The 22,974-nt window shown below is 74.1% G+C and carries 19 protein-coding genes and 3 pseudogenes; 12 read left to right on the plus strand and 10 right to left on the minus strand.

Annotation, left to right across the window (positions count from 1 at the left end; all coding sequences use genetic code 11):
- Window positions 1–72: 72 nt before the first annotated feature.
- From ABWK59_RS30175 to ABWK59_RS30190, 4 genes are all read left to right on the plus strand, one after another.
- Entirely contained in the window at window positions 73–1,755 is a 1,683-nt protein-coding gene (locus ABWK59_RS30175) for an acyclic terpene utilization AtuA family protein (RefSeq protein WP_354643812.1), read from the plus strand.
- Entirely contained in the window at window positions 1,752–3,350 is a 1,599-nt protein-coding gene (locus ABWK59_RS30180) for an acyl-CoA carboxylase subunit beta (RefSeq protein ID WP_354643813.1), read from the plus strand. Before ABWK59_RS30175 ends, ABWK59_RS30180 begins: the two co-directional genes overlap by 4 nt.
- A 14-nt stretch (window positions 3,351–3,364) precedes the next feature.
- Window positions 3,365–5,287, plus strand: a complete 1,923-nt coding sequence (locus tag ABWK59_RS30185) for an acetyl/propionyl/methylcrotonyl-CoA carboxylase subunit alpha (RefSeq protein ID WP_354643814.1) — start codon at window positions 3,365–3,367, stop codon at window positions 5,285–5,287.
- Window positions 5,288–5,507: 220 nt separating this feature from the next.
- A complete protein-coding gene (locus ABWK59_RS30190) occupies window positions 5,508–6,695 on the plus strand; it encodes an acyl-CoA dehydrogenase family protein (RefSeq protein WP_354643815.1) in 1,188 nt (395 codons plus the stop codon).
- On the opposite strand, the pseudogene ABWK59_RS30195 reads toward ABWK59_RS30190, so the two are convergent.
- From ABWK59_RS30195 to ABWK59_RS30205, 3 genes and pseudogenes are all read right to left on the minus strand, one after another.
- A pseudogene (locus ABWK59_RS30195) lies at window positions 6,649–6,840 on the minus strand (hypothetical protein); the annotation flags it as partial. The gene ABWK59_RS30190 and the pseudogene ABWK59_RS30195 overlap by 47 nt on opposite strands.
- An 8-nt stretch (window positions 6,841–6,848) precedes the next feature.
- Entirely contained in the window at window positions 6,849–7,511 is a 663-nt protein-coding gene (locus ABWK59_RS30200) for a response regulator transcription factor (protein ID WP_354643816.1), read from the minus strand.
- Window positions 7,486–8,658 (minus strand): sensor histidine kinase, encoded by a 1,173-nt coding sequence (locus ABWK59_RS30205; protein ID WP_354643817.1) that lies wholly within the window; start codon window positions 8,656–8,658, stop codon window positions 7,486–7,488. Before ABWK59_RS30205 ends, ABWK59_RS30200 begins: the two co-directional genes overlap by 26 nt.
- 163 nt (window positions 8,659–8,821) lie before the next feature.
- Here ABWK59_RS30205 and ABWK59_RS30210 point away from each other — a divergent pair, with 163 nt between their 5' ends.
- The 4 genes and pseudogenes from ABWK59_RS30210 to ABWK59_RS30225 all read left to right on the plus strand — a co-directional run bounded on the left by ABWK59_RS30210 (window position 8,822) and on the right by ABWK59_RS30225 (window position 13,626).
- Window positions 8,822–11,104 carry an MMPL family transporter gene (locus ABWK59_RS30210; RefSeq protein ID WP_354643818.1) on the plus strand — a complete coding sequence of 761 codons (2,283 nt, stop codon included), beginning with the start codon at window positions 8,822–8,824 and terminating at the stop codon, window positions 11,102–11,104.
- Window positions 11,105–11,412: 308 nt separating this feature from the next.
- Window positions 11,413–12,225, plus strand: a complete 813-nt coding sequence (locus ABWK59_RS30215) for an SDR family NAD(P)-dependent oxidoreductase (RefSeq protein WP_354643819.1) — start codon at window positions 11,413–11,415, stop codon at window positions 12,223–12,225.
- 110 nt (window positions 12,226–12,335) lie between these two features.
- The gene (locus ABWK59_RS30220) at window positions 12,336–12,710 is read left to right on the plus strand and encodes a hypothetical protein (protein WP_354643820.1); all 375 of its coding nucleotides are present in this window, start codon (window positions 12,336–12,338) and stop codon (window positions 12,708–12,710) included.
- Window positions 12,707–13,626 (plus strand): annotated as a pseudogene (locus ABWK59_RS30225) (RNA polymerase sigma-70 factor). Before ABWK59_RS30220 ends, ABWK59_RS30225 begins: the two are co-directional and overlap by 4 nt.
- A gap of 109 nt (window positions 13,627–13,735) precedes the next feature.
- Here ABWK59_RS30225 and ABWK59_RS30230 read toward each other — a convergent pair.
- The 3 genes from ABWK59_RS30230 to ABWK59_RS30240 all read right to left on the minus strand — a co-directional run bounded on the left by ABWK59_RS30230 (window position 13,736) and on the right by ABWK59_RS30240 (window position 15,434).
- The gene (locus tag ABWK59_RS30230) at window positions 13,736–14,026 is read right to left on the minus strand and encodes a three-helix bundle dimerization domain-containing protein (protein ID WP_354643821.1); all 291 of its coding nucleotides are present in this window, start codon (window positions 14,024–14,026) and stop codon (window positions 13,736–13,738) included.
- 70 nt (window positions 14,027–14,096) lie between these two features.
- The gene (locus ABWK59_RS30235) at window positions 14,097–14,636 is read right to left on the minus strand and encodes a GNAT family N-acetyltransferase (protein ID WP_354643822.1); all 540 of its coding nucleotides are present in this window, start codon (window positions 14,634–14,636) and stop codon (window positions 14,097–14,099) included.
- Window positions 14,637–14,840: 204 nt separating this feature from the next.
- On the minus strand, window positions 14,841–15,434 hold the full coding sequence (locus tag ABWK59_RS30240) for an NADPH-dependent FMN reductase (protein ID WP_354643823.1): 594 nt from the start codon (window positions 15,432–15,434) through the stop codon (window positions 14,841–14,843).
- A 300-nt stretch (window positions 15,435–15,734) separates the two neighbouring features.
- On the opposite strand from ABWK59_RS30240, the gene ABWK59_RS30245 reads away from it, so the two are divergent.
- Entirely contained in the window at window positions 15,735–16,193 is a 459-nt protein-coding gene (locus ABWK59_RS30245) for a MarR family winged helix-turn-helix transcriptional regulator (protein ID WP_354643824.1), read from the plus strand.
- Between the two features lie 244 nt (window positions 16,194–16,437).
- Window positions 16,438–17,085 carry a hypothetical protein gene (locus ABWK59_RS30250; protein ID WP_354643825.1) on the plus strand — a complete coding sequence of 216 codons (648 nt, stop codon included), beginning with the start codon at window positions 16,438–16,440 and terminating at the stop codon, window positions 17,083–17,085.
- A 223-nt stretch (window positions 17,086–17,308) separates the two neighbouring features.
- On the opposite strand, the gene ABWK59_RS30255 is transcribed toward ABWK59_RS30250, so the two are convergent.
- From ABWK59_RS30255 to ABWK59_RS30270, 4 genes are all read right to left on the minus strand, one after another.
- The gene (locus ABWK59_RS30255; protein WP_354643826.1) at window positions 17,309–18,268 is read right to left on the minus strand and encodes a pirin family protein; all 960 of its coding nucleotides are present in this window, start codon (window positions 18,266–18,268) and stop codon (window positions 17,309–17,311) included.
- Entirely contained in the window at window positions 18,261–18,857 is a 597-nt protein-coding gene (locus ABWK59_RS30260) for an OsmC family protein (RefSeq protein ID WP_354643827.1), read from the minus strand. Before ABWK59_RS30260 ends, ABWK59_RS30255 begins: the two co-directional genes overlap by 8 nt.
- Window positions 18,858–18,883: 26 nt before the next feature.
- Window positions 18,884–19,189 carry a GNAT family N-acetyltransferase gene (locus tag ABWK59_RS30265; RefSeq protein WP_354643828.1) on the minus strand — a complete coding sequence of 102 codons (306 nt, stop codon included), beginning with the start codon at window positions 19,187–19,189 and terminating at the stop codon, window positions 18,884–18,886.
- Window positions 19,190–20,172: 983 nt separating this feature from the next.
- The gene (locus ABWK59_RS30270) at window positions 20,173–20,853 is read right to left on the minus strand and encodes a DUF1275 family protein (protein WP_354643829.1); all 681 of its coding nucleotides are present in this window, start codon (window positions 20,851–20,853) and stop codon (window positions 20,173–20,175) included.
- 212 nt (window positions 20,854–21,065) lie between these two features.
- Between ABWK59_RS30270 and ABWK59_RS30275 the strand changes: the two genes are divergently transcribed.
- Together ABWK59_RS30275 and ABWK59_RS30280 are read left to right on the plus strand one after the other, a co-directional pair.
- Window positions 21,066–21,944: an MBL fold metallo-hydrolase gene (locus ABWK59_RS30275; RefSeq protein WP_354643830.1), complete on the plus strand. Its 879-nt coding sequence runs from the start codon at window positions 21,066–21,068 to the stop codon at window positions 21,942–21,944.
- A 141-nt stretch (window positions 21,945–22,085) separates the two neighbouring features.
- A pseudogene (locus tag ABWK59_RS30280) lies at window positions 22,086–22,775 on the plus strand (AMP-binding protein); the annotation flags it as partial.
- Window positions 22,776–22,974: the final 199 nt, after the last annotated feature.

The raw sequence follows: 22,974 nt of genomic DNA on the forward strand, positions 1-22,974 counted from the left end.
GCACGCGTGCTTGATTTCCGTCCCGGCCGCTGCCAGGCTGCTCCCGAAGCCAGCCGGCAGGGGAGGCACAGCGTGCTGCGGATCGGCAATGCGTCAGGGTTCTACGGCGACCGGTTCGCCGCGTTCGAGGAGATGCTCACCGGCGGCCCGCTGGACGTCCTCACCGGCGACTACCTCGCCGAACTCACCATGCTGATCCTCGCCCGGGACCGGCTGCGCGACCCCGCCCTCGGCTACGCCAAGACCTTCCTGCGCCAGATGCGCACCGGTCTGCGGCTCGCCGCCGACCGCCGGGTGCGGATCGTGGTCAACGCCGGCGGGCTCAACCCCCGCCGCCTCGCCGAGGCCCTCCGCGAACTCGCCGCCGACCAGGGCCTCACCGTCCCGGTCGGCCACGTCACCGGCGACGACCTGCTCCCGCGCGCCGCCGACCTCGGCCGCGACGGACTGCTCGCCGCCAACGCCTACCTCGGCGCCTTCGGCATCGCCGAGTGCCTGCGCGGCGGCGCCGAGGTCGTGGTCACCGGCCGGGTCACCGACGCCGCCCTGGTCACCGGGCCCGCCATCGCCCACTACGACTGGAAGCCCGGCGACCTGGACGCCCTCGCCGGCGCCGCCACCGCCGGCCACATCCTGGAGTGCGGCGCCCAGGCCACCGGCGGCAACTACGCCTTCTTCCGGGAGCACGACACCGTCCGGCCCGGCTTCCCGATCGCCGAACTCCACGCCGACGGCAGCAGCGTCATCACCAAGCACCCCGGCACCGGCGGCGCCGTCACCGTCGGGACCGTCACCGCCCAGCTCCTCTACGAGACCGCCGGCGCCCGCTACCCCGGCCCCGACGTCACCGTCCGCCTCGACACCGTACGGCTGCGGCAGGAAGGGCCCGACCGGGTCGCCGTGGCCCCCGTCCGCGGCGAGGCCCCGCCGCCCGACCTCAAGGTCGGCCTCAACCGGCTCGGCGGCTGGCGCAACGAAGTGGTCTTCGTCCTCACCGGCCTGGACATCGAGGCCAAGGCCGACCTGGTCCGCCGCCAGTTCGCCACCGCCCTCGCCGAACCGCCCGCCGACCAGCGCTGGACCCTGGCCCGCACCGACCACGCGGACGCCGACACCGAGGAGAGCGCCAGCGCCCTGCTCCGGCTGACCGTCCGCGACCCCGACGAACGCCGGGTCGGCCGCGCCCTCGGCGCCGCCGCCGTCGAACTCGCCCTCGCCGGCTACCCCGGCTTCCACCTCACCGCACCCCCCGGACCCGGCACCCCCTACGGCGTCTTCGAGTCCGCGTACGTCCCCGCCGGCACGGTCGAGCACACCGCCGTCCTGCCCGACGGCAGCACCGTCGCCGTCCCGCCGCCCGCCGCCACCGCCGAACTCCGCCCGCTGGACCCGCCACCTCTGCCCGAACCGCCGCCCCGGGGCCCCACCCGCCGCGCCCCGCTCGGCCTGGTCGCCGGCGCCCGCAGCGGCGACAAGGGCGGCGACGCCAACCTCGGCGTCTGGGCCCGCACCGAGGACGGCTGGCGCTGGCTCGCCCACACCCTCACCGTCCCCGTGCTGCGCCGGCTGCTGCCCGAGACCGCCGACCTGCCGGTCGAACGGCACCTGCTGCCCCACCTGCGGGCCGTCAACTTCACCGTCACCGGCCTGCTCGGCGAGGGCGTCGGAGCCCAGGTCCGGTTCGACCCGCAGGCCAAGGCGCTCGGGGAGTGGCTCCGCTCCCGTCACCTCGACATCCCGGAGGCCCTGCTGTGACCGTCCTCGCCACCCGGCTCGACCCCGCCGGCCCGGCCTACGCCGCCGACCGGGACGCCATGCTGGGCAAACTCGCCGACCTGGACGCCGAGCACGCCAAGGCCCTGGCCGGCGGCGGCCCCAAGTACACCGCCCGCCACCGCGACCGCGGCAAGCTGCTGCCCCGCGAACGGATCGAGCTGCTGATCGACCAGGACTCGCCGTTCCTCGAACTCTCCCCGCTGGCCGCCTGGGGCAGCGACTACCCGGTCGGCGCGGCCATCGTCACCGGCATCGGCGTGATCGAGGGCACCGAGTGCGTCATCACCGCCAACGACCCCACCGTCCGCGGCGGCGCCAGCAACCCCTGGACCCTGCGCAAGGCCCTGCGCGCCAACGAGATCGCCCTCGCCAACCGCCTCCCGCTGGTCAACCTGGTCGAGTCCGGCGGTGCCGACCTGCCCAGCCAGAAGGAGATCTTCATCCCCGGCGGCGCGCTCTTCCGCGACCTCACCCGGCTCTCCGCCGCCGGCATCCCCACCCTCGCCGTGGTCTTCGGCAACTCCACCGCCGGCGGCGCGTACGTCCCCGGCATGTCCGACCACACCGTGATGGTCCGCGAACGCGCCAAGGTCTTCCTCGGCGGACCGCCGCTGGTCAAGATGGCCACCGGCGAGGAGGCCGACGACGAGTCCCTCGGCGGCGCCGGGATGCACGCCCGTACCTCCGGCCTCGCCGACCACCTCGCCGAGGACGAGGCCGACGCCTGCCGGATCGCCCGCCGGATCGTCCACCGCCTGCACTGGCGCAAGGCCGGCCCCGGACCGGCCGTCGCGGTCAGGCCGCCGCGGTACGACGAGGAGGAGCTGCTCGGCATCGTCCCCGGCGACCTCAAGGTGCCCTTCGACCCGCGCGAGGTGATCGCCCGGATCGTCGACGGCTCCGAGTTCGACGAGTTCAAACCGCTCTACGGCCCCAGCCTGGCCACCGGCTGGGCCACCCTGCACGGCCACCCGGTCGGCATCCTCGCCAACGCCCAGGGCGTCCTGTTCAGCCCGGAGTCGCAGAAGGCCGCCCAGTTCATCCAGCTCGCCAACCAGCGCGACATCCCGCTGCTCTTCCTGCACAACACCACCGGCTACATGGTCGGCCAGGCGTACGAGCAGGGCGGCATCATCAAGCACGGCGCGATGATGATCAACGCGGTGGCCAACAGCCGCGTCCCGCACATCTCGGTGCTGATGGGCGCCTCGTACGGCGCCGGCCACTACGGCATGTGCGGCCGGGCCTACGACCCGCGCTTCCTGTTCTCCTGGCCCAGTGCCAAGTCCGCCGTGATGGGCCCGCAGCAGCTCGCCGGCGTGCTCTCGATCGTCGCCCGGCAGTCCGCCGCCGCCAAGGGACAGCCCTACGACGAGGACGCCGACGCCGCCATCCGCGCCATGGTCGAGCAGCAGATCGAGGCCGAGTCGCTGCCCGCCTTCCTCTCCGGCCGGCTCTACGACGACGGCGTCATCGACCCGCGCGACACCCGCACCGTACTCGGCATCTGCCTCTCCGCGATCCACAGCGCCCCCGTCGAGGGCGCTCGCGGCTACGGCGTCTTCCGGATGTAAGGGGAAACACCCGCATGATCACCCGACTGCTGGTCGCCAACCGCGGCGAGATCGCCCGCCGGGTCTTCCGCACCTGCCGCGACCTCGGCATCGCCACCGTCGCCGTGCACTCCGACCCGGACACCGGCGCCCCGCACACCGCCGAGGCCGACACCGCCGTCCGGCTGCCCGGCGCCGCCCCGGCCGACACCTACCTGCGCGGCGACCTCATCGTCCGGGCCGCCCTGGACGCCGGCGCCGACGCCGTCCACCCCGGCTACGGATTCCTCTCCGAGGACGCCGGGTTCGCCCGCGCCGTCGAGGCCGCCGGACTCACCTGGATCGGCCCGCCGCCCGAGGCGATCGCCGCCATGGGCTCCAAGACCGGAGCCAAGCGCCTGATGGCCGCCGCCGGCGTCCCCGTCCTCGACGTCGGCGACCACCCCACCGAGGAGGACCTCCCGCTCCTGGTCAAGGCCGCCGCCGGCGGCGGCGGACGCGGCATGCGGATCGTCCGGACCCTCGCCGAACTCCCCGACGCCCTCGCCGCCGCCCGCCGGGAGGCCGCCCGCGCCTTCGGCTCCGACGAGGTCTTCCTGGAGCCGTACCTGCCCACCGGACGGCACGTCGAGGTCCAGCTGATGGCCGACCGGCACGGCACCGTGTGGGCCGTCGGTGACCGCGACTGCTCCGTCCAGCGCCGCCACCAGAAGGTCATCGAGGAGGCGCCCGCCCCCGGCCTCGCCGACGACCTCCGCCGCGAGCTGCACGCCGCCGCCGTCGCCGCCGCCCGCGCCATCGGCTACGTCGGCGCCGGCACCGCCGAGTTCCTGCTCGGCCCCGACGGCCGGTTCCACTTCCTGGAGATGAACACCCGCCTCCAGGTCGAACACCCCGTCACCGAGTGCGTCACCGGACTCGACCTGGTCGCCCTCCAACTCGCCGTCGCCGAGGGCGAACCGCTCCCCGACCAGCCCCCCGCCACCACCGGCTGCGCGATCGAGGCCCGCCTCTACGCCGAGGACCCCGCCCACGGCTGGCAGCCCTCCACCGGTACCGTGCACCTCCTCGAACTCACTTCTCCGGTCGCCGAGTTCACCACCGTGCAGGGCCTGCGGCTGGACTCCGGGGTCACCGCCGGCAGCGCCGTCACCATCCACTACGACGCCATGCTCGCCAAGGTCGTCGCCTGGGCTCCCACCCGCGCCGCCGCCGCCCGCCGGCTCGCCGGCGCCCTCACCAGCGCCCGCATCCACGGACCCGCCACCAACCGCGACCTGCTCGCCCGCACCCTCCGCCACCCCGACTTCCTCGCCGGCCGGCTGCACACCCGCTTCCTCGAGGACCACCTCGCCGAACTCACCGCCCCCGACGACAAGGACACCCCGCTCGCCGTCCTCGCCGCCGCCCTCGCCGACGCCGCCACCCGCCGCACCGCCCTGCCCTCCGGCTGGCGCAACCTGCCCTCCCAGCCCCAGACCAAGAGCTACCGCACCGCCGACGGCACCGAACACCACGCCCGCTACCGCCTCGTCCGCGGCACCCTGTACGCCGAGGACCACCCCGACACCGTCCTGGTCGCCGCGGAACCCGACCGCGTCGTGCTGCGCACCGGCACCCTCACCCGCACCTTCGCCGTCGCCGTCCACGGCGCCACCGTGTACGTGGACACCCCCGACGGCACCACCGTCCTCACCGCCCTCGACCGCTTCCCCGACCCCGCCGCCCGGATCGACCCCGGAGCCCTGCTCGCCCCGATGCCCGGCACCGTGGTCCGGGTCGCCGCCCAGGCCGGGGACACCGTCACGGCGGGGCAGCCGCTGCTCTGGCTGGAGGCGATGAAGATGGAACACCTCATCGCCGCCCCCGCCGACGGCACCCTCACCGCCCTCCACGCCACCCCGGGCCAGCACGTCGAACGCGACACCCTGCTGGCCCAGGTCACCGCCGACGGGTGACCCGCCAGGGGCGCGCGGCACCGCGCGCAGCAGAGGTCTCGCGCCCCTGACCGGTGACCCGGTCCGCCAGGTGCACCGCCGCTCCAGCCGTACCCGCTCCACCCGCACCCGTTCACCCGCACCCGGTTCACCCCTCCGGGCCCCCGGGAGGCTGCCCACCTGCGTCCGGCAGCCTCCGCGGGCGCCCACCCTCACCACACTCCGCTCGGAAGGACCCACCATGTCCGCACCGCGCACCACCCCCGCCCCCACCCCGTTCGCCGAGTCCGAGGAGCGCCAGGCCCTCCGCCGGGCCGTCGGCGACCTCGCCCGCCGCTACGGCCCGGCGTACTTCCAGGCCAAGGCCCGGGCCGGCGAGACCGTCCAGGAGCTCTGGGCCGAGGCCGGAAAGCTCGGCTACCTCGGCGTCAACCTCCCCGCCGAGTACGGCGGCGGAGGTGCGGGCATCACCGAACTCGCGATCGTCCTTGAAGAGTTGGGCAGCGCCGGCTGCCCGCTCCTGATGCTCATCGTCTCCCCGGCCATCGCCGGCACCGTCCTCGCCCGCTTCGGCACCCCCGACCAGAAGCAGGAGTGGATCCCGGGCCTCGCGGACGGCACCCGCCGGATAGCGTTCGGCATCACCGAGCCCGACGCCGGCTCCAACTCCCACCGGATCTCCACCGTCGCCCGCCGCGACGGCACCGACTGGGTGCTGTCCGGCCGCAAGGTCTTCATCTCGGGTGTCGACCACGCCGACGCCGTCCTGTTCGTCGGCCGCACCGAGGACGCCAGGACCGGTCGCCTCAAGCCCGCCCTGTTCATCGTCCCGCGCGACACCCCCGGCTTCGAGTACCAGCCGATCCCGATGGAACTCCTCACTCCCGAGCGGCAGTTCCAGGTCTTCCTGGACGAGGTCCGGCTGCCGGCCGAGGCCCTGGTCGGCGACGAGGACGCCGGCCTGCTCCAGCTCTTCGCCGGCCTCAACCCCGAGCGCATCATGACCGCCGCCTTCACCCTGGGCGTCGCCCGCCAGGCCCTCGCCGCCGCCACCGAGTACGCCAAGTCCCGTACGGTCTGGGACAAGCCGATCGGCGCTCACCAGGGCATCGCCCACCCGCTCGCCCAGTGCACCATCGAGGTGGAGCTCGCCCGGCTGATGATGTGGAAGGCCGCCCACCTCTACGACGCGGGCGACGACCTCGCGGCCGGCGAGGCGGCGAACATGGCCAAGTACGCGGCGGGGGAGGCCTCCTGCCGGGCGGTGGACCAGGCCGTGCAGACCCTCGGCGGCAACGGCCTCACCCAGGAGTACGGCCTGGCGGCCCTGCTCACCGCCACCCGGGTGGCCCGGGTCGCGCCGGTCAGCCGGGAGATGATCCTCAACTACGTGGCCCAGCACACCCTCGGACTGCCCCGCTCGTACTGAGGGCGCCTCCTCGCCACCGCACCCCGGTGAGGTGGGCGAACACCACGACGTCGGCCCGGTAGCCGGTGCGCCTGTCGTACCGGCCGCCGCAGGTGATCACCCGGAGTTCGGAACGCCGGGTCGGCCCGTACACCCGCAGGCCCGGCACCCGGCTCAGGTTCCGGGGAGGATACGGCGCGTTTCGTAGGCCCACATCGCGATCTCGACCCGGTTGCGGGCGCCGAGTTTGGCCATCAGGCTGGCCAGGTGCGTCTTCACCGTGCTGAGGCTGATGTGCAGTGCATCGGCGATCTCGGTGTTGGTCAGCCCGCGAGCGACGGCGAGGAGCACCTGCTCCTCGCGGGCGGTGACGGGTGAGACCGGCTGGGCCGCGGGCCGGCCGGCGGGCAGGTCCGCGAATGCCTGGAGCAGACGGACGGTGACGCTGGGCGCGATGAGTGCCTCCCCGTCGGACGCCGACCGTACGGCCTGGGCCAGAAGGTCTGGTCCCGTGTCCTTGAGGAGGAATCCGCGGGCGCCGGCCCGCAGCGAGCCGTAGACGTACTCGTCGAGGTCGAACGTGGTGATGACGACCACGGCCAGCGGGTCGGCGACGCCCGGGCCGGCGACCAGCCGGGTGGCCTCGAGCCCGTCGAGTACGGGCATACGGATGTCGAACAGACAGACGTCGGGGCGTAGTTCGCGGGCCAGACGTACCGCTTCCTGTCCGTCGGCGGCCTCGCCGACCACCTCGATGCCGGGCTGGGCGTTCAGCATGATCCGCAGCCCGGTGCGGATGATCGTCTGGTCGTCAGCGACGAGGACGCGTACGGACACCGCTCTCGTTCCTCGCTCTCGGCAGCTCGGCTTCGACATGCCAGCCCCGGTCGGTGCCCGGGCCGGCCCGTAGTGTGCCGCCGATCAGGGTCGCGCGCTCGCGCAGTCCGGTGAGTCCGTATCCGTCGCGACCCCGGCCGGTGCGCCGGCCGTTGTCCCGCACGCTCACCCGTACCGTGTGCCGTTCCGCGGCGACCCGGACGACGACCTCGGTCGCGTCGACCGCGTGGCGCAGCGCGTTGGTCACCGACTCCTGCACGATCCGGTAGACGGCGGCGTCCACGGCCGGGGGCAGCGTGTCCAGCTCGCCGTCGAGCCCCAGGTCGACCCTGATGCGACCGCCGGGGGTGCGCACCAGGCGCTCCAGATCCGCGACGCCGGCAGGGGGCGCCAGCTCGGCGCCGACCCCGCGGTCGCGCAGCGCGGCGACCATGGCGCGCATTTCCTCCAGCGTGCGCGCCCCTTCCTCCTCGACCCCGTCCAGCGCCTCGACCGCGGCGGACGGGTCGCTGCCCGCGAGCACCCGGCCCGCCTGGGCGATGATCACCATGGCCGACACGTGGTGGGCCACCGTGTCGTGCAGTTCCCGGGCGAGCTGCTCGCGCTCGCGGGAGCGCACCTGCTCCAACTGCCGCTCGCGAGCGGTCACCCGGAACCGCACAGCAGCCCCGACCACGCCGGGCAGCAGCCCGAAGAGGAAGCCCACGACCTTTTCGACGACCGGGGTCTCGTCCGTGAAGGCACACAGCGCGCACGCCGCGACGATCACCGCGCCGCCCAGCACGATCTCCCGTCCCGATCCCCACCGGGGCAGCGCGTACACCAGCACGAGCACGACCGCGCCGGTGTACAGGCCGACGGGCTCGCGCGGTGCGGCGACGAGCGTGGCCACCTGAAGCAGGATCACCGAGCCGAACGCCAGCGTGACCGTCGCCAGCGGGCGGGTCCGGCGCCACAGGGGCAGCAGGCACAGCCATACGGCGAACACCACCGCCACCGGACGCCACACGACGTTCTCGCGCAGAGTGGCCTCCAGCGCCACACCGGCAAGGCCCGCGGCGAGCAGCGCCCAGTCCCGCCGCACCCGGGCGGGCGCGTCGGGCGGCCGGGGTTCGGTCCACAGGGTTCGCAGGTCGTCTCGGAGCACGGTTCTCAGCCTAGGGGCCGCGGCGTGCCGCGCATCGGCCGAAAGGACGGGTCGTCACTCCGCCCCGGGGCCGACGGATCCGCGGCCCGCGGGCCGATGCCGCGGAGCGCCGTGGCGAGGAGCCTCGGTATCGGCGGCCGTACAAGGACGGCCGACGAGGTGGTTGGAGGACCCGATGCTCTCGAAAGCCCTGTTGCGCCTGGGCGCAAGCGCCGCCCGCCATCCCTGGCGGGTGATCGCGACATGGCTGGTCGTCGCCACGCTCGCCGTCCTCGCCGCCGTCGCCTTCGGCGGGCGGAATGCGGATTCGATGACCGCTCCGGGACTGGACTCCCAGCAGGCCGCGGAACTGATCGAGCGGGCCGGCACCGGCCAGGAGGGGATGACCGCCCAAGTGGTCGTCACCCCCCTCGACGGCGCTGCGACGTTCTTCGACCACGACAGTGCGCGCACCGCTCTCACGCGGCTGCAGACCGAGGTGAAGCGGCTGCCGCACGTGCTCGGCACGAGCGACCCGGCGGGGGCACTCGACGCAGGCGGGGACACCGCCGTGCGCGGCGGCCTCGTCTCGGCCGACGGGCGGATCGCGGTCGTCCGGGTGCAGTACCCCGACCAGAGCCGGCTGTCGGCCGAAGACCTCGACGCCCTCGTCGATCTCGGCGACCGGCTGCGCGCCGAACTGCCCCTGCGCATCGAGATGGGCGGGAGCCTCTTCTACGCCTTCTCCGACCCCGACGGCGGCGCGAGCGAGTTGATCGGCCTCCTCGCCGCGGCCGCGATCCTGTTCCTGGCGTTCGGTTCGCTCGTCGCCGCCGCGCTGCCGATCGGCATGGCGGTCTTCGGGCTGACCGTCGGGGTCGCCACGATGACGGCACTGGCGGGGGTGACGGACGTCCCGACCTTCGCCCCGGTCCTGGGCAGCATGGTCGGGCTCGGAGTGGGCATCGACTACGCGCTGTTCGTGCTCGCCAGGCACCGGGAGTACCTCGCGCGCGGGCTCGATCCCCGCGAGGCGGCGGGGCGAGCGGTGGCCACGGCGGGGAGGCCCGTGGTCTTCGCCGGCGGCACCGTCGTCGTATCGATCCTCGGCCTGGCGGTCGCGAACGTACCGTTCATGACGGTGGGCGGGCTCGCCGTGTCGATCGTCGTTCTGATCATGGTGCTCGCGTCGGTGACGCTGCTGCCGGCCTTCCTCGGCGCCGCCGGCCCACGCCTGGCCCGGGCCGGCCGGATCGGCCGGGCTCTGCAGACCGGGAAGCCGGGCCGACTCGCACGGCGGCGGGACCCGGCGGCAGGCGCCGCCCACGCCGCCGGGTGGCGTCGCTGGATCGGGCACGTCAGCCGGCACCCGGTGCCGTACGCGGTCGGCGCGGCGGGGCTGCTGCTGACCGCGACGCTGCCCGTGCTCGGCCTGCGCGTCGGCCTGCCCGACGACGGCTCACTGCCCCACAGCCGTACCGAGCGCCGGGCCTACGACCTCGTCGCCGAGGGGTTCGGCCCGGGCACCAACGGTCCCCTCGTCATCGCCGCGGACCCCACCGGTGATCCGGGAGTGCTGGACCGACTCGTCGGGGCGGTCGCGGCGGATCCGGGCATCGCATCCGTCGCGCCGCCGCACATCGATCGGGCCACCGGCATCGCGACCCTCGTGGTGTTCCCGATCACCAGCCCTCAGGACAAGGCCACGGCCGACACCATCGCCCGGCTGCGCACCGACGTGCTGCCCGCGGCGATCGGGCACGGCCCGGCCAGGGCCCACGTCGGCGGCGCCGCCGCGAGCCTGGCCGATGTGGGCCAACGCACCAGCGAACGCCTGCCGGTGTTCGTCGCCGCCGTGCTGGCGATGTCGTTCCTGCTGCTGATGCTGGTCTTCCGCTCGGTACTCGTACCGCTCAAGGCGGTACTGCTGAATCTGCTGAGCATCGGCGCGGCCTACGGCATCATGGTCGCGGTCTTCCAGTGGGGCTGGGGAGGCGCACTCATCGGGCTGGAGGCGACGGTTCCGATCGTGTCGTTCATCCCGATGTTCCTCTTCGCCATCCTGTTCGGCCTGTCGATGGACTACGAGGTGTTCCTCCTCTCCCGCGTACGCGAGGAGTACCTGCGCACCGGCGAGAACGGCACGGCGATCGTTGAGGGCGTCTCGGGCACCGCCCGGATCATCACCTCGGCCGCGCTCATCATGGTGGCGGTCTTCCTGTCCTTCGCCGTCGCCGATGACCCCTCCGCCAAAATGTTCGGGCTCGGCCTGGCCACCGCGATCTTCATCGATGCCACGGTCGTACGCATGGTGCTGGTACCGGCGACCATGACACTCCTCGGCCGGACCAACTGGTGGCTGCCGAAGTGGCTGGACCGGATGCTTCCCCGCGGCCCGGTCGGCACCGACGACACCGACGCTGAATCCACGGGTGAGGCCCCGCGTCCACGGCTGGTTGACCGTTGACTCACCTCCTGCCCGCTTGGCGTCCGGCACCTCAGCGCGTCACCCAGGGGCATATCGAGTCGTGATCACCGGGTGGTCCTGGTGAGGTCCTTGATCCAGATCATCGAGGCGCGCAGGTGGAGACCGGCGAGGTAGCGGTCGGGAGTCCTGTCGTATCGGGTGGCGATGCCTCGCCATGCTTTGGGCTTCCGGTGGGAGCGACGGTGTCGCGTCCCCCGCAGCGGCCGGATGGCAGAAGGTCAACTGGCGTCACACGAAGGGAATATGATCATGTCATTCGTGCCGGAACCGATCGGAGGCCCCACCCCATGGCCGAACCACGCGTCGTCCTCGTCACCGGCGGCGGCACCGGGATCGGCGCCGCGACCGCCGCCCGGCTGCGCGCCGACGGCCACCACGTGGTGATCTCCGGACGGCGGTCCGAACCGCTGCTCCGGGTCGCCGAGGAGACCGGCGCCGTGGCCCACCCCTCCGACACCACCGACCCGGACGCCGTCCAGGACCTCGTGGACACGGTGATCGCCCGCTTCGGACGGCTGGACGGCCTGGTGGTCAACGCCGGCATCGGCCGTCCCGGCGCCGTCGGCGACCTCAGCCCCGAGGACTGGGACGCCGTGCTCCGCACCAACCTCACCGGCCCGTTCCTGCTGCTGCGCGCCGCCCTGCCGCACCTGCTGGACGCCGCCGGCGCGGTGGTCGCGGTCGCCAGCGTCTCCGCCCTGCGCAACGGGTACGGCAACGCGGCCTACGCCACCTCCAAGGCGGCGTTGCTCCAGCTCTGCCGTTCACTCGCGGTGGACTACGGGCACCGCGGACTGCGGGCCAACACCGTCTGCCCCAGCTGGGTCCGCACCGAGATGGCCGACCGGCCGATGTCCCGGCTGGCGGCCACCGCCGACCTGCCCGACCTCGACGCCGCCTACGCCGAGGCCACCCGCCTCACCCCGGTCCGCCGCCCCGGCGAACCGTCCGAGGTCGCCGAGGCCATCACCTGGCTCCTCTCACCCGCCGCCAGCCTGGTCAACGGCGCCGTCCTCACCACCGACGGCGGCCTCACCGCCTTCGACCCGGCCACCACCGCCTTCACCTTCCCGATCGGCCACCCCCGCAGCCCGTCCTGACCCGACCGCCCGACCCCGCAGGTGCCGCCACGGGTGCGGATGTCACAGGTGGGCGGGCTGTCTCGTCTCCTGTTCCGGGGACGGATTCCGAGTGCGGGACGGTGATCGTGATGCGGGTGTTCGTAGCCGGTGGGACCGGGGTCCCGCTCGTCGGCAGCGGCGCCGGCCACAGCTCCTGGGTGCACCTGGACGACGCGGCGGGCGCCACCGCCCTCGCCGTGGAGCAGAAGGCGGTGGGCGTGTTCGACATCGTCGACGACGAACCGGCGCCGGCCGCCGCGTGGCTGCCGTACCTGGCCGCGTGCGCGGGGGCGAAACGGCCGGTGCGGGTGCCCGTTTGGCTGGCCCGGCTGCTGGCCGGGGAAGTGGCGGTGATCATGATGACCGAGGGGCGGGGCTTCTCCAACGCCAAGGCCAAGCGCGAGCTCGGCTGGGAGCTGCGGTACCCGTCGTGGCGACAGGGCTTCAAGGAGGGGCTGGCGTGACGAAGGTGGAGGAGTTCGAGGACCTGCGACCGCTGCTGTTCTCGATCGCGTACCGGATCCTGGCCAGCGTGGCCGAGGCCGAGGACGCGGTCCAGGAGGCGTGGCTGCGCTACGAGGCGACGCCGACGCGGCCCGCCTCCGCCAAGGCGTACCTCGCGGCGACGGTGACCCGGATCTCGATCGACGTCCTGCGATCCGCCCGGGTCCGGCGGGAGGAGTACGTCGGGCCGTGGTTCCCCGAGCCCCTGCTGACCGACCCGTACGAGGACCCGGAGCGCTCGGCGGAACTGGCCGACTCGCTGTCGATGGCGGCGCTGTTGCTGCTGGAGCGGCTCAGCCCGCTGGAGCGTGCCGTCTTCGTGCTGCGGGAGGTGTTCGGGTTCGAGTACCCGGAGATCGCGTCGGCGGTGGGACGGTCCGGGGCGGCGTGCCGCCAGCTCGCGGCACGGGCCGCCGGCACATGGACGAGGGGCGGCCCCGGTTCGAGGCGGACCGCAGGGAACGCGAGCAGCTGGCCGACCGGTTCTTCGACGCCTTCCGCGAGGGGGACGTCGACTCGCTCCGGGACCTGCTGGCGGCGGACGTCCAGCTGGTCGGCGACGGCGGAGGCAAGGCACCGCAGCTGCCCCGGGCGATCGTCGGGGCGGACAAGGTGGCCCGGCTGCTCGCGGCCATCGCGCCGCCGTTCCGGCGGATCGGCGTGGTGGTGGAGGCGCGGCGGATCAACGGGCAGCCGGGTGCGGTGCTGCGCGACCGGGACGGGCGGGTGCTCACCGCCTGGGTGCTCGACGTGCTGGGCGGACGGATCCAGACCATCCGCTCGATCAGCAACCCCGACAAGCTCGCCCACGTCGGCCCGGTGGCGGACGCCCGGGCCGTCCTCCAGGAGGCCAACCAGGCGCGCCGGGCGGAGTAGACAGGAGCGAACGGCGCCTCACGGGAGGGGCTGGCCGTGGGCCGGGGCTGCGGGTGCATGGGGCTGTGCGTTGCGGTCGTACGGGTTGTGGCCCGTCCGGGTGGGCGGCTCAGACCTGGTCGGCCAGGCCGGCGGTGGGGTTGTCGGCGAGTTCGCGGGCCGGGGTGGTGCGGAGGATGTCGGTGGCGATGCGCTCGGCCAGGATGGGGATGAAGGCGCGGATGCGGCTGCCGTCGAAGCGGTGGAACGCCTCGTCCAGCACCCGGTCCACCTCGCCGGCCCCGACCGCGTCGTCGAACCGCCGGTGCAGGCGTTCGCCCGCCGTCCGCATCGCGGCCTGTTCCTTGTCCGCTGGTGAGCCCTGGTCCACGGTGGCCTCCGGGGGTGCGGCGGGTTCCACGTCCAGTGTCCGCCCCGGTGGCCGGAACCCGGTTCACCCGGACGGCGGATTCCTCGGCCGGACGGCCGGGTCAGCGTTCCTCGGGCAGGTCGCTCGGGCGGATCCGGTACACCTGCAGGTTGAGGTCGTAGTACTTGGTGGTCTCGCCGACCCACTGCATCCCCAGCCGTTTGGCCATGGCGATGGCGCGGACGTTCTTCGGCCGGGCCACCGCGAACAGCTCCTCCACGTCCTGGGTGAACGCCCACCGGATCAGCGCCAGACCGGCCTCGGTGGCGTACCCCTGGCCCCAGGCGCCGGGTGCCAGCTGCCAGTTGATCTCCAGGTCGTCCTGGTACGGGGGCAGCAGCCGGATGCCCAGGCCGCCGACCACCGTGCCGTCGTCCCGCCGCTGAACGGCCCACCGCCCGCGCGGGACCGGGAGGTTGGGCTGGGACTCCTGCCAGGCGTGCAGGACCGAGCGCATGGCCGCGGCGTCGGTGACGCGCTCCATCACGGGCGTGAGCCAGTGGGCGACGTCGGCGGAACCGTAGATGGCCAGCGCGTCCTCGGCGTCGTCCACGGTCCACTCCCGGATCAGGAGTCGGTCGGTGGTCAGGGTGATCGCCATGGTGGGAGCCTTCCTGCGGTGGTGGGTCGGGGCGGGCCTCGTGCCCCGCTCGCCTCCCGGCGAGGAGCCCGCGGCCGTCGGCGGCCGGCCCCCGGGTGCGGCCCCGCCGGACCCGCGGCTGCCACGGGATCTCCTCTGTGGAGTCTGCGGTCACCGCCCGGAGGTGTCGAGCCGGGACGGTGCACGGGCGGGCGGCGCCGCGTCTCAGGCCGCTACGGCCGGCGCGTCCGGGAAGGCCGGGACGGTGCGCAGTGGGGCGAGCACGGTGCTCCAGGCGACGACCTGGTCGAGCAGGGTGTTCAGCGCGGGCAGGTGGTAGGCGCCGGGCCGGAACCGCCGGTAGTCCTCGAAGTCGGTGACCAGGGACAGCGTGACCTGCTGCCGGACGTCCGCCATCTGCAGCTCGCCGGCCACCAGCCGCAGTTGCTCCACCGAGCGGACGCCGCCCGCCCCGCCGTAGGACACGTACCCGACGGCCTTGTTGTTCCACTCGGCGTACAGGAAGTCGAGTGCGTTCTTCAGGACGCCGGGGACGCCGTGGTTGTACTCGGGCGTCACGACGACGAACCCGTCGAAGGCGGCGATGGTCTCCGCCCAGCGCCGGGTGTGGTCCTGCTGGTAGCGGCCGAGCGACGGCGGCAGCGGCTCGTCGAGGTGCGGCAGCGGGTGGTCGCGCAGGTCGAGCAGTTCGAACTCCGCGTCGCCGCGGCGCGAAGCGATGTCCAGCACCCAGGCGGCGACCTGCTCGCCGAGCCGGTTGGGGCGGGTGCTGCCGAGGAGAATGCCGATCTTCAGCATGGCGGGCCTGGCTTTCCTGGCGTTCCTCGTCCGCGGCGTCCGGGGGAACCGGCGGCACCGCGGGTGGCTGACCGTGCTGTCCGGCAGATGGTCTGCCGAGCAGACGATCGGTTCAACAACCGGCCTGCGAGTACCATTCCGGATATGACCGGTATGGGCGTTTCCGCTACAAGCGGCCCGGCGCGCGCGGTGTCGGAGCCCGTTGCGCCGACGCCCGCCGTATCGGAGCCCGTTGCCCCGACGCCCGCCGCGCCGGGGGCCGGGTGCGCCGACCTGACCGGCGACTTCGGGTTCGCGCTGATGGCCGTGGCCCACGCGTACCGGACGGCCGTCTCGGCGGTCCTCGCGGACCTGCCGCAGGGCGCCCGCGGCTACCAGACGCTGGCGGCCGTCGTCCACGGCGCCGAGCCCAACCAGCACGCCCTGGCCGGCTACCTGCGGATCGACCGCACGGTGATGACCTACCTGATCGACGACCTGGAGGCGGCGGGGCTGGTCGAGCGCCGACCCGACCCGGCCGACCGCCGCCGGCGCCGGATCCTCGCCACCGCGCTCGGCGTCGACACCCTCCACACCCTGCGGCGCCGGGTCCGCGCGGCGGAGGACGGCCTGCTCGCCGCACTCGACCCCGCCGACCGCCGCGCGCTGCGCGACCTGCTCGGCCGGATCGCCCGCGACAGCGGGCCGGCGGAGGAAACGGCGGTCTGCGGGACCGACGGTTCGAGTGACCTCACCGCTCCGGTTCGTCGGGACCACTGAACCGAACCCCCACCGCACCCGGACCGCAACGCCGCTCCGCGACCCCGCTCCGTGACCGCCCGGACCACCTCCCGGCACCAGGGACGTTCCGCCCACCCCCGGTAGACGTGTGGCCCTGGACCAGTGCGCCGCAGGGGTCGATCCTGGATTCACCGCCGGTCGTCGGGCCGGGCGAGCCACCGCTCGCGGCCCGGCGCCGACGGCGCCGTCCGGCAACCGAAACACGGTCCAGAGGAGGCGCGTCATGCCAGCCGCATCCGCCTCGCACCCGCCGCGGGCCACCCGCACCCCCCTCGCCCGCCATCTGCGGCGAGCGGTCGGACGGGACGGGTGCCCGCTCTGCCGACCGGTGGACCGCGCACGCAGCCGGCTCCTCCTCTCCGCCCTGCTGGCGCTGCTCCTGGTGGTGGCGCTCGCCGTGGTGGTCGCCCTGGCCTCGCTCGCCACGCTGCGGACCGAGGCGCGGGAGGCCGCCCAGCACCGCCACCGGGTCACGGCCACGGCCACCTCCACCGCCGCGGAGGACCCCGGCCCGGCCTCGCTGGCGGCGCACGCCCAGGCCGTCTGGACGGACCCGCAGGGCGTCACGCGGAGCGGCAGCATCGAGGCGCCGGCCGGCACCGCGGTCGGCGAGCAGGTCCCGTTGTGGATCGACGACCAGGGCGCACCCGCCGAGAGCCCGCGCTCCACCGCCGAGACGGCACTGTTCGCCACCGGGTACGGCCTCGGCACCCTCGTCCTCGGGAGCGCGGCCATCGCCTCCGGCTGCGCCGTCCGTCGCCGGATCCTCGACCGCCGGGCCGAGCGCGCCTGGGAGCCGGACTGGGAACTCGTCGAACCGCTCTGGTCCGGTCGCGGCCGTCGCGGTCGCCCGGAGGCGGGCGAACGCTGAGCGCCACCGCATCCGCACCGCATCCGCAGCCGCGTCCCCGTCCCGGCCGGGTCACACCAGCAGCACCGGGCAGCGGGGGCCGCGTCCGGCGAGGTGTGGGCGTCGGCGGCGTCCACGCAGGCGGGCCGGGTGCCCTCGGCGATCCACACGACCACGGTCACGCCCCTCACCCTCCGGTCGGCCCGAGGCCCTGCGCCCGTGCGGCTCCGCGTGGCGCCGCGGCTCAGCGCACCCGGCCGCGCGCCTTCAGTGGGACGGGCGGGAGCTGTGGGGCGTCGAGGCGGGTGCCGTCGTAGCCGTGGACCTCGCCGAAGCGGGTGCCGGTCATCCAGTCCCGGCGGGCCTGGGAGATCTCCTCGCCGGTGCGGCCGATGAAGTTCCACCACATCACCAGCTCCTCCTCGAACGGCGTGCCGCCGATGAGCAGCAGGGAGGCGTCGGTGATCGCGCGGATCGGCAGTTCGGTGCGGCCGCAGCCGAGGTAGAGCATCGAGCCGGGTTCGAGGCGGACCCCGTCGACCTCGCTCAGGCCGCTCATGGTGAGCACGGCGTACTCGAAGTCGCCTTCGAGTGGGAGGCGTTGGTGGGTGCCTTCGCGGAGGGTGAGGTCGGCGCCGACGAGCGGGGAGTGGATCGTGCCGGGAGAGGTGGCGTGGTCGAGGGTGCCGAGGATGACGGTGGCGGTCAGTCCGGGGGCGGTGACGGTCGGCAGCTCGGCGTGGTGCTCGAAGGCGGGCGCCGTGTGCCGGTGGGCGTCCGGCAGGGCGACCCAGAGCTGGGCGCCGTGGAGGAGGGGGGAGTGGGCCCGGGGGGTCTCCTCGGAGTGGCTGATGGCGTGGCCGGAGGTCATCAGACCGAGTTCGCGGGGGCGGACGGTCTGCAGACTGCCGAGGCTGTCGCGGTGGAGGATCTCACCCTCGTGCAGCCAGCTGACGGTCTGCAGGCCCATGTGGGGGTGGGGCGGGACCTGCATGCCGGGCTCGTCGGCGATGTCGTCCGGGCCGTAGTGGTCGACGAAGCACCAGGCGCCGACCATCCGCCGGCCCAGGTTCGGCAGCAGCCGCCGCACCACCGTGGAGCCGCCCAGGGCGGTCGGCTTCGGCGGCAGCAGGTCGCGCACCGGGCCCTCGGCGCGGTGGCCGCCGCAGTGGGTGGGGGAGGGGCGCAGGTCGAGGTCACTCATGGCGGCCGGTCTCCTTCGCGTCGTCGGGCGTGCCGGCGGCCGTGCTGTCGGGCGTGCGGTCGGCCGCGTGGTCGGCCACGGCGCGGGTCGTGGCGTCGGCGGGGTGGTGGCGGTCCGGCTGGGCGACGATCGGGGTGCCCTGGCTGACGGCCCGGGTGACCGGCGTCCGGTCGGCGATCTCCAGCAGTCGGGCGCGCTGGGTCGCGTCCAGCTCCCCGGTCAGGTCGATGCGGCGGGTGATCCGGACGGCCGAGTCGGGCCCCTTCTCGTAGCCCAGGTGCACCCGTACGGTGTCGAGCGGCCAGCCCTTGCGCCCGGCGTACATCCGCAGGGTGATCGCGGTGCAGGAGCCGACGGCCGACAGCAGCAGGCCGACGGGCGTGGTGGCGGTGTCCCGGCCGCCGGCCGACTCGGGCTCGTCCGCGGCGAGCCGGTGGTGGCCGGAGCGGATGTCGACGCGGTGGTCCTCGCCGGTGCTGGTCACCACCGCTGCCGCCGAGCGGACGTACGGGTCCGCGGCGGCCGGTACGCCGGTGGTCACGATGGGCTCCACGGCAGTGTCCACTGCGTTCTCCACGCTGTTCTCCATGGTTCTTCCTCCCCCTCGGGTCCGGACTACAGGCCGAACTTGGCGCGCTGGTCGGCCGGCACCAGATCGACCTGGTCGGGGTGCTTGAGCAGCCAGCCGCGGACGAACGGGCAGTACGGCAGGACCGCCAGCCCCTCCTCGCGGGCCGCGCCGAGCGCCGCCTCGATGAGCGCGGCACCCAGGCCGCGGCCGCCGAACGCCGGGTCGATCTCGGTGTGGAGGAAGGCGATCTCGCCCTCCGACCGGTAGTACTCGGCGAAGCCGGCCGGCTGCTCGCCGTCGAAGATCTCGAAGCGGGACTCGTCCTGCCGGTCCGTCACACGGGTGCTCATGGGGGTCCTCCGGTTCGCGGTTCCACGCGGGTGTTCGTGGAAGTAGTTTAGAGTTCAATCACTTTCGGATCAAGCCCGCCTCGCGAGCCGCCGGCCCACCCCGGACGCTACGGCGCCCGCCCGGTGCCCCGCCGCAGCAGGACGGGCCCGGCGGCCCCCGATCCACCACCCGGCCCAGCGCCGCACCGGCCGCCCCTCGCGCCGCCCGCGCCGCCCGCGCCGCCCGCCAGGTGTCAGCGGAGGTCCGGATGGGGAGGCGAGGGGTGCGGGTCGCCTGACGGTGGGCCAGTGCCGCCGGTGGCCCGCCGACGCGAGGGGGAAGGGAACGACGCGCGGGGTGGACGTACTGGCGCAAGACGATCTTCTTCTTCTCGATATCCGCCGTGGCCGGTGCGGGCGTGGTGGCCGTCGGCACCTACGGTGAGGGGTTCGGGAAGGACGACGACAAGAGCTCGATCCACCTGATCGGCGTCACACTGACCGTGGTCGCCGTGCTCGGCACCTTCGTGGAGAACCACCTCGCCGAGCGGGCCAGGGCGAGGGCCAAGGCCCGCGCGATCAAGGCGGAGGCCGAGCTCGGCAAGCTCTACGAGGAGATCCTCCCGGCGCTCGGCGCGAGGGCGAAGGCCCAGGCCGCCCGGTACCGGGCGCTCGCGCCGTCGCCGGGCGCGCTGCCCGATCCGGCGCTGGAAGCCGAGTTCGACCTGCTGGTCAAGAAGGTGCTGGAGGGCGCGGTCGAGGTGATGGCGCCCAAGTCCGGCGCCCGGGTCCGGTCCCGCAGCGCGTACTACGACCTGCTGCCCTCGGGTGACGGCTACGCCCGGACCACCGTCGCCGCCCGGCGGCGCAGCGGCTCGCCGCCGGAGGGCACCGGCGCGGGGGTCGTTCGAGGCTGCGCCCCGCCGGCTCGGGCGTCGGCGCCCCCGCAGGCGCGAGCGGTGAGCGGGACCGCTGCGCAACCGGCGCTCCTCGCGCGTCACACCTCACGCCTCGGGCCGGACGGCCAGGGTCGCGCCGGTGACCAGAAGGGTGGCGAGCAGCAGCGGCAGGCCGGGCCCGTGGTCGTCCACCAGGGCCGCCCCCGCCGCGGCGCCCGCCAGCATCGCGGCCACCGCGACCACCCGGCGACCCCACCGCGGGTTGCCGCCGCCCGCCAGGGTGGACTCCGCGGCCAAGGCGGTCAGCGTCCCGGTCAGCACCGTGGTGGTGACGTCGGGGACCCCCAGGCTCCGGACCGCGCCGTTGCGCAGACCCATCGCCACGGCGAGCAGGGCGACCAGCACCAGCGTCGCCGTCCCGGCCGGCACCGTGGACGCGACGGCCGTCGCCGCCGCCAGCAGCACCGCCTCGGCGGCCAGCACGCCGCGCACCCACACCGTCCGGGACAGCCGGCCCAGCAGCCCGGCCGCCCGGCCCGCGCCCACTGCGCCGGCGAGGAAGGCGCCCACCGACACCACCGGCGCGCCGAGCGAGAACCCCGGGGTGCCGACCGCCGCGAACCCGACGACCACCACGTTCCCGGTCATGTTGGCGGCGAAGACGTGCCCCAGCCCCAGGTAGCCGACCGCGTCGAGCAGCCCGCTGACCACGGTCAGCACGACCAGCGCACCGGGCAGCCCCCGGACGCCCGTAGCGGTGGGTGCGGCGGGGGAAGGGTGGGCCACGGTCGTCCGTCCTTGTCGTCCTGCGCCTTCAGCGCTCTGTGCCTCGGTCGTCACGTACCCCGGTCGTCCCATCGCTCAGTGGTCACGTACCTCAGTCGTCACGTACCTCAGTCGGTTCACCGCCATGTCGGCATGACGCCCTGTCGACCTTGAGCCGGGCGGCGGTGATTCCGTCCCGCCCCGCCCGGCCGCTGTGATAGGTCTGGCCGCCTATGGACACCGACACCGACATCACGTTCACCACGGAGAAGCCCGATCCGCGTCCGCTGGACGTCCGTTGGATCCACGGCTCGACCTCCTCGAAGCACAACACCGACCCGGACATCCAGGTCCACGCCCGCGACGAGCACACCTACGTGCTGCGGCAGAACAAGGCGGTCCACTACGAGGCGCCGTTCCTCTACCTGCTGTTCGGCAACGAGCGTGCCGTGCTGATCGACACGGGGGCGACCCCGGAGGCCGCGTACTTCCCGCTGCGCCGCACCGTGGACGAGCTGGTCGACCGGTGGCTCGCCGACCACCCCCGGGAGGACTACCGGCTGCTGGTCCTGCACTCCCACGGGCACGGCGACCACGTGGCGGGCGACGGCCAGTTCGCCGACCGGCCGGCGACCGAGGTGGTCGCGCCGGACCAGGCGTCCGTCCGCGCGTTCCTCGGCCTCACCGGCGACCCCGGCCAGGTGGCCCGGCTCGACCTCGGCGGCCGCGTCCTGGAATGCCTGGCCACCCCCGGCCACCACGCCGCCGCGGTCACCTACTACGACCCGCACTCCGGCTTCCTGCTCACCGGCGACACCGTCTACCCGGGCCGCCTGTACGTCGCCGACTGGCCCGCCTTCGCCGACAGCATCGAGCGGCTGGTGCGGTTCGCCGCCGACCGGCCGGTCACCCACGTCCTCGGCTGCCACATCGAGATGAGCACCACCCCCGGCCGCGACTACCCGATCGGCACCACCTACCAGCCCGACGAGCCGCCCCTCGAACTCCCGGTCTCCGTGCTGGAGGAGATCCGCGACGCCGTCCGCGAGCTCGACGGCCGCCCGGGCAGCCACCCGTATCCCCGGTTCGCCGTCTGGTACCACCCCAGCTGACCGCGAGGGCAGGCGAGGTCCCCCTCGGGGCGGTCCCGAGGGGGCGCCGGAACATTCCCAGCTCACGCCCTCTGTCCTGCGGACGGAACTGCCGCCAGGCTGTGATGAGTTCACCGCCCACCCCGGCTGGAGGCCCGTATGGTGTTCCGCAGCGACTACCCCGACATCGCCCCGCTCGACCTCCCGATCCACGAGGCCGTCCTCGGCGGCTCGGCCGCGTTCGCCGGGCAGGCCGCCCTGGTCGACGGGATCACCGGCCGCTCGGTCAGCTACGCCGAACTGGACGCCGCCGGCCGCCGGATCGCCGCCGGCCTGGCCGAGGCGGGCGTCCGCAAGGGCGACGTGGTCGCGCTGTACAGCCCCAACACCATCGCCTACCCCTCCGCCTTCTTCGGTGCGACCCGCGCCGGCGCCACCGTGACCACGGTCAGCTCCCTGGCCACGGCCGGCGAACTCGCCACCCAGCTCCGCGACTCCCGCGCCCGCTGGATCATCACCATTTCCGCGTTCCTGCCCGTCGCCACCGAGGCGGCCGCCGTCCTCGCCGCCGAGGGCAGCCCGATCACGGAGACCTTCGTCTGCGACGAGGCGCCCGGCCACCGCTCGCTGGCCGACCTGCGGGCCTCCACCGCCCCGGAGCCGCTGCCGCGGATCGACCCCGGCACCGACGTGGCGGTGCTGCCGTACTCCAGCGGCACCACCGGCCTCCCCAAGGGCGTGATGCTCACCCACCGCAGCATCGCCACCAACCTCGTCCAGACCGGCGCCGTGCACAGCACCGCGCCGGGCGAGCGGATCCTGGCCGTCCTGCCCTTCTTCCACTACTACGGTTCCGAATGACTATCGGGGCTTGGATGCGTAGCCGGGCACGCTGACCAGCACTTATCCACGAGGTGGAGTAGATCCTCGACTACGCTCTCCAGGCGCTCGATGGTGAGGATGAGCGACGCGGGCGGGGTGTTCTCGATCCGCATGTTCCGCGCTTCGATCAGTCGTGCTCGCGCCATCTGGATTCGCATGTGGTCGGCCG

It is taken from the genome of Kitasatospora sp. HUAS MG31 (assembly GCF_040571325.1).
GTDB classification, from domain to species: Bacteria; Actinomycetota; Actinomycetes; order Streptomycetales; family Streptomycetaceae; genus Kitasatospora; species Kitasatospora camelliae.

What these genes read in the sequence shown, in the direction of transcription:
- ABWK59_RS30190 (WP_354643815.1), top strand. Translation starts at nt 5,508, where the DNA reads ATGTCCGCACCGCGCACCACCCCCGCCCCCACCCCGTTCGCCGAGTCC.
- ABWK59_RS30250 (WP_354643825.1), top strand. Translation starts at nt 16,438, where the DNA reads ATGCCAGCCGCATCCGCCTCGCACCCGCCGCGGGCCACCCGCACCCCC.
- ABWK59_RS30185 (WP_354643814.1), top strand. Translation starts at nt 3,365, where the DNA reads ATGATCACCCGACTGCTGGTCGCCAACCGCGGCGAGATCGCCCGCCGG.
- ABWK59_RS30215 (WP_354643819.1), top strand. Translation starts at nt 11,413, where the DNA reads ATGGCCGAACCACGCGTCGTCCTCGTCACCGGCGGCGGCACCGGGATC.
- ABWK59_RS30260 (WP_354643827.1), bottom strand. Translation starts at nt 18,857, where the DNA reads ATGGAGAACAGCGTGGAGAACGCAGTGGACACTGCCGTGGAGCCCATC.
- ABWK59_RS30220 (WP_354643820.1), top strand. Translation starts at nt 12,336, where the DNA reads ATGCGGGTGTTCGTAGCCGGTGGGACCGGGGTCCCGCTCGTCGGCAGC.
- ABWK59_RS30275 (WP_354643830.1), top strand. Translation starts at nt 21,066, where the DNA reads ATGGACACCGACACCGACATCACGTTCACCACGGAGAAGCCCGATCCG.
- ABWK59_RS30240 (WP_354643823.1), bottom strand. Translation starts at nt 15,434, where the DNA reads ATGCTGAAGATCGGCATTCTCCTCGGCAGCACCCGCCCCAACCGGCTC.
- ABWK59_RS30245 (WP_354643824.1), top strand. Translation starts at nt 15,735, where the DNA reads ATGGCCGTGGCCCACGCGTACCGGACGGCCGTCTCGGCGGTCCTCGCG.
- ABWK59_RS30265 (WP_354643828.1), bottom strand. Translation starts at nt 19,189, where the DNA reads ATGAGCACCCGTGTGACGGACCGGCAGGACGAGTCCCGCTTCGAGATC.
- ABWK59_RS30255 (WP_354643826.1), bottom strand. Translation starts at nt 18,268, where the DNA reads ATGAGTGACCTCGACCTGCGCCCCTCCCCCACCCACTGCGGCGGCCAC.
- ABWK59_RS30235 (WP_354643822.1), bottom strand. Translation starts at nt 14,636, where the DNA reads ATGGCGATCACCCTGACCACCGACCGACTCCTGATCCGGGAGTGGACC.